Source organism: Acinetobacter sp. UBA6526 (assembly GCF_002434875.1).
Classification (GTDB): Bacteria; Pseudomonadota; Gammaproteobacteria; order Pseudomonadales; family Moraxellaceae; genus Acinetobacter; species Acinetobacter venetianus.
In genome coordinates this window covers 10,518-20,425 of the sequence record NZ_DJLC01000172.1, presented here as the reverse complement: position 1 = coordinate 20,425, position 9,908 = coordinate 10,518, and the positions used below count along the sequence as shown (strand labels likewise).

Sequence of the window (9,908 nt, the reverse complement as noted above, 5' to 3'; positions counted from 1 at the left end):
TCTGTGGTGACTCGTTTATCGCCATACATATCAATTGCGAGTGCGGCGAAGCCATGCTCAGCAAGCTCACGAGCACGTTGTTCTGTGTATTCATTACGTCCCCACCATTCTGGTGCAACAATCACACCTGCGACAGGCTGATCAGTCGTTGGTGTAGCAAAGTAACCAATTAAGCGTTGACCATCTGGGGCAGTGTATTCAATTTCACGTGTGGTAATAGGGAAGCTCATGATGTAAGTCCTAATCTGTTCTTTTAGAATGTATTGATTAAAGCATAAAAAAGAAAAATTGATGACACCACAAAATTATAAATGGTTGATTGTTGGTATCTGAAAATAAAAAAGAAGAATACGAGGATTCTTCTTTTTTATAATTTTTTTGAGCTGAAGTCGTTAGACTTTACCTCTTGAGAGGAAGCCCACAACAGCCAAAATAGCAGCAACAACAAGTAGGATAACGGCAAAGTCTTTGGATAAACCTGCGACACCACCAAAACCGAGTAAACTGGCGATTAATGCAATCACTGCGAAAATAATAGCCCAACGGAACATTTTGTACCCTCCTAATTTTTTCATTATGTTTCCACTATAGCGTGTGTTTTTTGAACAAAATGTGGTGTTTATGTGGTTGAAGTGTTCAATCCTTAAAGAAATGTTAATCGGATAAGCCATTTAAAAACGGAGATTATTGCGAAGCAATGCTATAATTTAGAACTGTTTCTGATGTCTCAAAAAAGCCTTTTATGTCCACTGAATTACGCCCAAATTTTTGGAAAAAATATTCACTCGATCAACTCAGCAATACTGAGTGGGAAGCGTTGTGTGATGGTTGTGGGCTCTGCTGTTTAGTGAAATTAGAGGATGAAGAAACCGCTGAAGTTGCTTACACCAAAGTATCTTGTAAATTGTTGGATTGTAAGACTGCACGTTGTTCAGATTATGCCAATCGTCAGGAACAGGTTCCTGATTGTATTCAGCTAACACCTGAACGTTTACAAACAATTACGTGGTTACCACCAAGTTGCGCATACCGACGTTTAAGTGAAGGAAAAAATTTACCTTCATGGCACTATCTCAATACAGGATCTCGTCAGAGCGTGATCAAAGCCAAGAAATCAGCTGCGGGTCGCTGTATCTCTGAAACCGAAGTAGATGAAGAACAAATCGAGGATTATGTCGTTCGTTGGGTTCGTTGAGAGCCATTTAACTCATCTATTTGTTAATTATAAGCACAACACTTTTACAGTATTTTTATTTGCTTAACCCCTTAAGATAAAGACTCAAATAGGGAGATAAGCAATGAATAAACTGTTAGTAGCACCTGTGCTGTGTAGTGGCTTTTTATTATTGTTGGCTTGCGGTTCAAATAATAGTAATTCTAAAACCTTGGAACAAAATACAACGCAGCAAACTGAAAATAACAAGATTGCACAAAGCTATCAGATTGAGACCGTCACCGCATTCAATGAACCTTGGGCAATCACAAGCTTACCTGATCAACGTCTATTGATTACAGAGCGCAAAGGGCGATTAAAACTGTTTGATCCGAAAGCAAAGACCACAATCAATGTGTTAGGCGTGCCGAATGTGAGTTACGGGGGACAGGGTGGCTTGGGCGATGTCATTTTACATCCTGATTTTGCGAAGAATCATTGGATTTATTTAAGTTATGCTGAACGTGGGGCGAGTGGAGATGGCGCTGTGATTGCGCGTGCAACATTAGATCTCGCTGATCCTGCACAGCCCAAACTGGTTGATGTAAAGCGTATATGGGAACAAGTCCCAAAAGTTTCAGGGCAAGGGCATTATGGACATCGGATGCAATTTGGTTCTGATGCCCAGCTTTGGGTGAGTTCAGGGGAACGACAAAAATTTGATCCTGCTCAGGATTTAAAAAGTAATTTAGGAAAAGTTTTACGTTTAAATGATGATGGCACGCCAGCAAAGGGAAATCCGTTTGAACAACAAGGTGGTGTCACTGCTGAGATTTGGTCACTGGGACACCGTAATCCACTTGGAATGGCATTTGATGCTCAAGGTCAACTTTGGGTTGTAGAAATGGGGCCAAAGGGTGGCGATGAATTAAATCGCATCGTAAAAGGGGAAAATTATGGCTATCCAGTGGTTTCAAATGGCGACCATTATTCAGGATTGCCTATTCCAGACCATCACACCCGCCCAGAATTTAAAGCCCCTGAAATTGATTGGACTCCCGTTATCTCACCATCGAGTCTTATCATTTATTCAGGAAAACAATTTCCGCTTTGGAAAGATAAAGCTTTGATTGGGGGTCTTTCCTCTAAATCGATTGTTGTTGTTGATCTTAAATCAAAACCTGTACGTGAAGTTCAGCGTTTGGATATGAAACAGCGTATTCGTGGTTTGCATCAAGCTCAAGATGGCTCTATTTGGGTGATTGAAGATGGTTCTCGAGCAAAATTACTCAAGCTCAGTGCTGAGTAAAGTATTAACTAGAAGTGAAATGATAAATGACTAAACCGAAACACTTTTCGATGAATTTGAAAAAATTGCTGACTGTTGCTGGCGTACTTTCTGTCAGCTCAACCCTTTGGGCAAAAGACTTGACAGAGCAGCAAGTCAAAGCTGTGATTGATCAGCAATTTAAGCCCTTATTAGCACAATACAATATTCCGGGTTTAGCTGTTGCTGTCACGCTGAATGGTCAGCATTATTTTGTTAATTATGGTGTTGCATCCAAGCAAAGCCAGCAACAAGTTCGCAATGATACGCTATTTGAACTTGGCTCTGTCAGTAAAACCTTTAATGCTACTTTAGCTGGATACGCGCAAGCACAAGGGAAATTATCTTTTTCAGATCACCCTGCGAAGTATTTTCCTGAGCTAAACAATACCGCAGTTAATCGTGCGACTATTTTAAATCTCGGTACTTATACTGCAGGTGGCTTTCCATTGCAGTTTCCTGATGAGGTGGTTACTCAGCAGGATATGGTCAAGTATTTCCAAAAATGGCAGCCTAAGACAAAAATTAGCGGCGCTCGTCAATATTCCAATCCAAGTATTGGCTTAATGGGCTATGTCACAGCGTTAGCAATGAAAAAGCCATATTCCGAGCTGATTGAAAAAACACTGTTCCCTCAGCTTGGGTTGAAGCAAAGTTTCATTCATGTTCCAGAGTCACAGATGGAGAATTATGCATGGGGTTATAAAAATGATCAGGCAATGCGTGTCTCTGCTGGAATGTTTGATGCAGAAGCCTATGGGGTGAAAAGTAGCAGTGCGGATATGTTGAAATTCATTGATGCGCAACTGAACCCTCAACAATTAAAACAGCCGATGCGTAAAACGATTGAAAATACCCATGTCGGTTACTTTAAGGTTGGTGCAATGACGCAAGGTTTGGGATGGGAGCAATATACTTATCCTGTAAGTTTAGCGACTTTATTGCAGGGCAATTCAAGCAAAATGGCTTTGGAAAGTCATACAGTTACACCAATCAAACAACCTAAGCTTGCTTCAGCAGCGACTTTGTTTAATAAAACAGGAGCGACCAACGGTTTTGGTGCTTATGTGGCCTTTATTCCGCAGCAGAAGATCGGGATCGTGATGCTCGCTAATACTAATTTTCCGAATGAAGCACGTATTACTGCGAGTTATCAAACCATACAACAGTTGCTCAAACAGCAATAAAGTTAAACAATCATATTGTGATCACAGATTCAAATTGTAGATTTGAATCAGACACAATAGACTATGTTAAAAGACCATAAAGCCAGTGATGATGTCAGATACGCATATTCCTTTACCCGAACGTTTACGTCCTCGTGATTTGTCTGAAATTATTGGACAAGATCATCTATTGGGTGAACATGCACCGTTACGTCAAATGATTGATCAGGGGCATTTGCCTTCGATTATCTTTTGGGGACCACCAGGGGTAGGTAAAACCACGATCGCATTGTTGCTGGCGCAAGCCGTGGATCGTCCTTTTATTAGCTTATCTGCTCTGAATACAGGGGTTAAAGAGCTGCGTGAGGTCATCGCCGAAAGCGGTGATTTACTGACGCCTGTGGTGTTCATTGATGAGATTCATCGCTTCAACAAGTCACAACAAGATGCCTTACTCAATGCAGTTGAGAAAGGCAAAATCACTTTGATTGGCGCGACGACTGAAAATCCATCTTTTGAGGTAAATAGCGCGCTGTTATCACGTTGTCAGGTGTATACCCTGAATAGCTTGGATGCGGATGCAATTCAAACGTTGCTCAATAAAGCCATTCAAACGGATAAATTTCTAAAAGAACGTTTTATTCACATCGAAGAATATGATGCGTTGATTCAGTTCGCTGCGGGTGATGCACGTAAAGCGCTAAATCTGATTGACTTGATCGTAAGTACTTTTGAGCCTGATGTTGAAAACATTGTGACCAACGCAATAGTGGTCAACGTTGCACAGCAAAATATTGCACGTTACGACAAATCTGGTGAACAACATTACGATCTGGTTTCAGCATTTATCAAATCCATTCGCGGTAGTGACCCTGATGCGACCTTGTATTGGATGGCTCGAATGTTGAAAGGTGGTGAAGATCCTGTCTTTATCGCACGTCGTATGTTGATTGCTGCGTCAGAAGATATTGGTAATTCGAATCCAAATGCATTATTGCTGGCAGGTGAATGTTTCCGCTCAGTTCAAGCTGTTGGAATGCCTGAGGCGCGTATTATTTTAGGGCAATGTGCTGTGTATTTAGCGACGAGTCCAAAAAGCAATAGTACTTATTTAGCGATTAACAAAGCCTTAGAGCTTGCAGAAAAAACGGCAAATTTACCTGTACCGTTGCATCTACGTAATGCGCCGACCAAGTTAATGAAGCAGCAAGGTTATGGTGTGGATTATCTCTACCCACATAATTATCCAGAGCATTTCGTGCTACAGGAATATTTACCACCTGAGCTGCGTGGAACCAAGTTATACGAGCGAGCCTTAAATAAACGAGAAGTAGAGGCTGAACGCTTGCAACAACGTCGTTGGCAGCAAGAACAGCAACAGCAATAGGTTTCACTCGGTTAATTTGCCGATTAGATTAAAAATTTCAAAGCTGTCATTCCTATTCAAATATTTAGGAATTTGCTTTGTGCAGAACGATGTGTTGATTTGAAAATGAATGCAAAAAAAGCAACGCTAATTGGGTTGGTTGCGATCTTATTATGGAGTTTGATCGTTGCTTTAATTAAAGATGTTAGTAGTCATTTTGGGGCAGTCGGTGGGGCTGCATTGATTTATACGCTGGCATCCATTTTTTTACTTGTATCGGTTGGTTGGACGCAACTTAGAACTTTTCCCAAAACTTATTTAATTTGGGGCAGCATTTTATTTGTTGCTTATGAAGTGTGTTTATCACTGTCGATTGGCTTTAGTGATAATAATCGTCAAGCGATTGAAGTGGGTATGGTGAATTATTTGTGGCCAACTTTTACCATGGTTGCTGCGATTGTTTTCAATCAACAAAAAGCCAATCTCTTAATTATTCCTGGATTTATCTTATCGATATTAGGCATCTGTTGGGTGCTTGGTGGCGAACAAGGTTTCGACCTTGCTAGTATGCTCAATAATATACAGGCAAATCCTCTTAGCTATGGTTTGGCATTTATTGGCACGTTATTGTGGGCGGCTTACTGTACTTTAACTGCAAGGATTGCCAAAGGTGTAAATGGTATCACCTTGTTTTTTATCCTCGTTGCGATCGTGCTCTGGATCAAGTATCTACTTATGGGCGGAGGCGCGTTCCATTTTGATATGCAGTCATCTATCTCGTTGATTTTTGCGGCAGCGGCAATGGGTTTTGGTTATGCTGCTTGGAATATTGGTATCTTGCATGGCAATGTGACCTTACTGGCTGGCGCTTCTTATTTTATTCCTGTTTTGTCTGCTTTTTTCTCTGCGATTATCCTCAGTACCTCTTTGGCGATGTCTTTTTGGTACGGTGCTTTTCTAGTCTGTATTGGTTCAATTTTGTGTTGGATTTCAACCAAAGCAAAAAGCTAAATAAATGTGATAGAAATACCAAGTATATTGAATGGTGGGTGTTTCTGAGCTAAATAATGAATCACGTTGCTCTTTACCAAAAATTATAAAAAGCAATCAATCTAGCCTTTCTATTCCTCACAGAATAGGCTTTAATCATAATGGCATAATAAAAATATGGGATTTAATTCATGACGTACAAACATATCAATAAACTTACACTAGCATCAGCAATTACCATCGCTTTAGCTGGCTGTGCGACCAAGAGTATGCCCGCTTCCTCAACAGAGAAATTATTCTATGGTGGGCCGATTTTAACGATGGAAGGCAGTGAACCGCATTATGCAGAAGCTTTATTGGTTAAAGATGGAAAAATTATATTTGTAGGCACTAAAAAAGAAGCGGAACAGCGAACAGATCGCCAAGCACAGTATATTGATTTAAAAAATAAAACACTTTTACCGGGGCTGATCGATGCCCATAGTCACGTCAACATGGTGGGTTTTCAGCAGACCGTTGCCAATCTATATCCAGAACCCGATGGCACGGTAACGGATATTGATTCGTTGATTGATGCTCTCAAAACATGGAAAGCACAAAATCCAGAATTTGTTAGCACAATGAATGGTTGGATTTTAGGAAATGGCTATGATGACGCACAATTAAAAGAACAGCGTCATCCGACCGCAACGGATTTGGATCGAGTATCAAAAGATCAACCTGTCATGATTTTACATCAATCGGGTCACCTTGCTTCTGTCAATCACAAAGCCTTAGAGTTACTCAAATTTGATAAAAACACAGCAAATCCTGATGGTGGCGTGATTCGTCGTGAACCAAATTCAAATGTACCAAATGGAGTGCTCGAAGAGTCCGCTTTATTTTCAGCAGTTGGTGCGATTTTCAACGGTGCTCCGCCTGACGTATTGTTGGGTATGGCAAAAAAAGGGATTCAAGTCTATGTGAAGAATGGATTTACAACGGTGCAAGAAGGGCGTGCTGATCAGGGGACAACAGATATGTGGCGTGCCTTGGGACAACAAAACCAGTTGTCTGTTGATGTGGTTTCTTATCCTGATATTACCACCAGTAAAGACTATATGTTAAAGCATGGCAGTAGTCTGCAATATGATCATCACTTCCGTATCGGGGGTATCAAGATCAGTTTAGATGGCTCACCACAAGGCAAGACGGCATGGTTGTCACAGCCTTATGTTGTACCACCTGAGGGTGAGACTAAAGATTACAAAGGCTATCCTGCCTTTAAGCATAGTCAGGATGTAAACAACTATGTGAATCTTGCCTTCAAACAAGGCTGGCAAGTGCTTGCTCATGCCAATGGTGATGCAGCGATAGATCAATTTATTCAAGCAGTTCGCTATGCAACCAATCAACAAGGCAAAGCAGATCGGCGAAGTGTATTGATTCACTCTCAAACAATCCGTGAAGATCAATTAGATCAGCTCAAAGCACTGGATATTATCCCTTCATTTTTCTCATTACACACCTTTTATTGGGGTGATTGGCATAGGCAGCAAACAGTTGGGGAGCAGAAAGCACAACATATCTCTCCGACAGGAATGGCATTCAGAAAGAACATTATTTTTACCGAGCATCACGATGCACCTGTCATTCCGCCAAATAGCATGATGATGCTCGATGCATCTGTGAATAGAACGACACGAAGTGGTTATGTGTTAGGTGCGGATGAGCGAATTAGTCCATATATTGCACTGAAGTCGATGACCGACTGGGCTGCATATCAATATTTTGAAGAAAAAAATAAAGGAACCTTGACGCAAGGTAAGCTGGCTGATTTAGTGATTCTAGATAAGAATCCGCTGAGCATTCCAAGCAAAGAGATTAAAAATATTAAAGTTGTTGCGACTTATAAAGAGGGCAATTTGATTTATCAGCAACCGACAAGATAAAAAGCCCACTACAAAAAAACCAGCCGAATTGGCTGGTTTTTTATTTGATTTTACTGAATTAGATATCAGATAAATCTACGCCTAAACGTGTTGCAACTTCTTCATAAGCTTCAACAACGCCGCCTAAACCTTGGCGGAAACGATCTTTATCTAATTTCTTCTTGGTATCTTTATCCCATAAACGGCAGCCATCTGGAGAGAATTCATCACCCAAAACGATGCGGTCATGGAATACACCAAACTCAAGTTTGAAGTCGACCAAAATCATATTACCAGCATCAAATAATGCTTTAAGTACATCATTGACTTGGTAAGTGAGTTCTTTCATCTTGGCAAGTTGGTCTGCATTTGCCCAACCTAAAGCAATTGCTTGAGACTCGTTCACCATTGGATCGCCAAGTGCATCATCTTTGAAGAATAATTCAAATGTTGGAGGCGTTAACTCTTTACCTTCTTCAACACCTAAGCGACGGCAAAGTGAACCCGCTGCATAGTTACGAATCACGCATTCTACAGGGATCATTTGTAATTTTTTAACCAATACTTCAGTTGGAGAAAGCAATTTTTCAAAATGCGTTTCGATACCCGCTTCAGCCAATTTTTCCATGATGAAGGCGTTAAAACGGTTGTTCACCTTACCTTTACGATCTAGCTGCTCGATTTTTTCGCCATTGAACGCAGAGGCATCATCACGAAAGACTAAAATCAGGTGGTCAGCATTGTCTGTTTCATATACAGATTTTGCTTTACCAGTATAGAGCAAGGTTTGTTTTAACATGGGGGAACCTTTTTGAAAAATGTGCCTAGTAAACGACTAGGCTGGCCAATTTTGGTAAATCTGGGATAACACTTCGGTTGCAACCGCTGGGTCTGCAAAGGTGGTGTCAAGTTTGAATAGCGCGACAGTATTGCTTGAGCCTACAGCAGAAAGCTTGAGCAGATAATTCTGATCGTTCACAGTAATGGTTGCTTCATAACCATGATCTGCTTGAGAAATCACTTTGTAATTTAGGCTGTTTAATGTCGCAAAAGTATATTGCCAAGCGGCAGCAGTAGGACCTTCCACTTTTAATAATGGGTTTTTGTTCCCATCCATAACCAGTTGTGGACGACCCAATGTTGTCGTCGTATTTTCAGTGCTACTTGCTGTTGTTTGCAATGCCTCTGGACGAGGTAAAGCATAACGGTTGCCACTTTTGTTTTCGAATGACGGTGCATGTTCGATCGCAAGTGGGTCAACCGATGGAGCTGGATACAATGGAGTAAATGGTCTGACCGTTGCATTGTCAGGGAATTTGAGAGGTTCAAGCGCTTTTGCTTTTTTGTAATCCAATGAATGATTATTGAGGGCAAAACGACCACAACCAGCCAAACTTAAAGCTGAAATGACAAGGACAACACCAAGACGTAATTGCATCATAAATTGCTCGTATTAAATAATTCCCGCAACTTTTAAGTCGTTGCGAAGAGGTTCACGATATTGTTCTGCTAGAGCGGTTAAAGGCAGGCGTAGGCCTGTGCTAATGTATCCCATCTCATGCAATGCCCATTTCACAGGAATTGGGTTTGATTCGCAAAACAAAATATTGTGTAGATTTGCAATTTGTTGATTCAAGCTTTGTGCTTTTGCTTTATCACCAGCCAATGCTGCTTCACAAACTTCGCTCATTTGTTTTGGTGCTACGTTTGCTGTGACCGAGATATTACCTTTAGCACCAAGTAAAATCAGCTCCCATGCCGTTTCATCATCACCTGAATAAACAGCCATTTTACCGTTTAAGCCTTCGATGAGTGCTTGACCACGAGGAACATCGCCTGTTGCATCTTTAATACCAATAATGTTTTTAACATCAGCAAGGCGAATGACCGTATCATTTTGCATGTCAACGCCAGTACGACCTGGAACATTATAAAGGATTTGAGGAATATCAACAGCTTCTGCAATTGCTTTATAGTGTTGATATAAGCCTTCTTG

Annotated in this window: 11 protein-coding genes; 6 read left to right on the top strand and 5 right to left on the bottom strand. The window is 40.9% G+C overall.

Going from position 1 to position 9,908, the window contains the following annotated elements; all coding sequences use genetic code 11:
- Together B4237_RS11985 and B4237_RS11980 are read right to left on the bottom strand one after the other, a co-directional pair.
- Window positions 1–230, bottom strand: a 230-nt coding sequence (locus tag B4237_RS11985) for a dienelactone hydrolase family protein (RefSeq protein ID WP_286943285.1), incomplete at its 3' end; no start/stop codon positions are given.
- Between the two features lie 162 nt (window positions 231–392).
- A complete protein-coding gene (locus B4237_RS11980) occupies window positions 393–551 on the bottom strand; it encodes a DUF1328 domain-containing protein (RefSeq protein ID WP_004878181.1) in 159 nt (52 codons plus the stop codon).
- 191 nt (window positions 552–742) lie between these two features.
- Between B4237_RS11980 and B4237_RS11975 the strand changes: the two genes are divergently transcribed.
- The 6 genes from B4237_RS11975 to B4237_RS11950 all read left to right on the top strand — a co-directional run bounded on the left by B4237_RS11975 (window position 743) and on the right by B4237_RS11950 (window position 7,933).
- Entirely contained in the window at window positions 743–1,195 is a 453-nt protein-coding gene (locus B4237_RS11975; RefSeq protein WP_004878180.1) for a YcgN family cysteine cluster protein, read from the top strand.
- A 103-nt stretch (window positions 1,196–1,298) separates the two neighbouring features.
- A complete protein-coding gene (locus B4237_RS11970; protein ID WP_278595816.1) occupies window positions 1,299–2,462 on the top strand; it encodes a PQQ-dependent sugar dehydrogenase in 1,164 nt (387 codons plus the stop codon).
- A gap of 26 nt (window positions 2,463–2,488) precedes the next feature.
- Window positions 2,489–3,667 carry a class C beta-lactamase gene (gene ampC, locus B4237_RS11965; RefSeq protein ID WP_278595815.1) on the top strand — a complete coding sequence of 393 codons (1,179 nt, stop codon included), beginning with the start codon at window positions 2,489–2,491 and terminating at the stop codon, window positions 3,665–3,667.
- A gap of 91 nt (window positions 3,668–3,758) precedes the next feature.
- Complete coding sequence (locus B4237_RS11960; protein WP_278595833.1) at window positions 3,759–5,033, top strand: replication-associated recombination protein A; 1,275 nt, start codon at window positions 3,759–3,761, stop codon at window positions 5,031–5,033.
- A 105-nt stretch (window positions 5,034–5,138) separates the two neighbouring features.
- Window positions 5,139–6,023, top strand: a complete 885-nt coding sequence (gene yddG, locus B4237_RS11955) for an aromatic amino acid DMT transporter YddG (protein ID WP_278595814.1) — start codon at window positions 5,139–5,141, stop codon at window positions 6,021–6,023.
- A 170-nt stretch (window positions 6,024–6,193) separates the two neighbouring features.
- Window positions 6,194–7,933: an amidohydrolase gene (locus tag B4237_RS11950; RefSeq protein ID WP_286943280.1), complete on the top strand. Its 1,740-nt coding sequence runs from the start codon at window positions 6,194–6,196 to the stop codon at window positions 7,931–7,933.
- 58 nt (window positions 7,934–7,991) lie between these two features.
- On the opposite strand, the gene purC is transcribed toward B4237_RS11950, so the two are convergent.
- From purC to dapA, 3 genes are all read right to left on the bottom strand, one after another.
- Window positions 7,992–8,711: a phosphoribosylaminoimidazolesuccinocarboxamide synthase gene (gene purC / locus B4237_RS11945; RefSeq protein WP_007480821.1), complete on the bottom strand. Its 720-nt coding sequence runs from the start codon at window positions 8,709–8,711 to the stop codon at window positions 7,992–7,994.
- Between the two features lie 36 nt (window positions 8,712–8,747).
- Window positions 8,748–9,350 carry a hypothetical protein gene (locus B4237_RS11940; RefSeq protein ID WP_017196845.1) on the bottom strand — a complete coding sequence of 201 codons (603 nt, stop codon included), beginning with the start codon at window positions 9,348–9,350 and terminating at the stop codon, window positions 8,748–8,750.
- A gap of 15 nt (window positions 9,351–9,365) precedes the next feature.
- A partial coding sequence (dapA, locus tag B4237_RS11935; protein WP_286943276.1) for a 4-hydroxy-tetrahydrodipicolinate synthase occupies window positions 9,366–9,908 on the bottom strand: 543 nt, incomplete at its 5' end.

Coding starts and splice junctions, on each gene's coding strand:
- B4237_RS11980 (WP_004878181.1), bottom strand. CDS start 551: ATGTTCCGTTGGGCTATTATTTTCGCAGTGATTGCATTAATCGCCAGT.
- B4237_RS11975 (WP_004878180.1), top strand. CDS start 743: ATGTCCACTGAATTACGCCCAAATTTTTGGAAAAAATATTCACTCGAT.
- B4237_RS11970 (WP_278595816.1), top strand. CDS start 1,299: ATGAATAAACTGTTAGTAGCACCTGTGCTGTGTAGTGGCTTTTTATTA.
- ampC (WP_278595815.1), top strand. CDS start 2,489: ATGACTAAACCGAAACACTTTTCGATGAATTTGAAAAAATTGCTGACT.
- B4237_RS11960 (WP_278595833.1), top strand. CDS start 3,759: ATGTCAGATACGCATATTCCTTTACCCGAACGTTTACGTCCTCGTGAT.
- yddG (WP_278595814.1), top strand. CDS start 5,139: ATGAATGCAAAAAAAGCAACGCTAATTGGGTTGGTTGCGATCTTATTA.
- B4237_RS11950 (WP_286943280.1), top strand. CDS start 6,194: ATGACGTACAAACATATCAATAAACTTACACTAGCATCAGCAATTACC.
- purC (WP_007480821.1), bottom strand. CDS start 8,711: ATGTTAAAACAAACCTTGCTCTATACTGGTAAAGCAAAATCTGTATAT.
- B4237_RS11940 (WP_017196845.1), bottom strand. CDS start 9,350: ATGCAATTACGTCTTGGTGTTGTCCTTGTCATTTCAGCTTTAAGTTTG.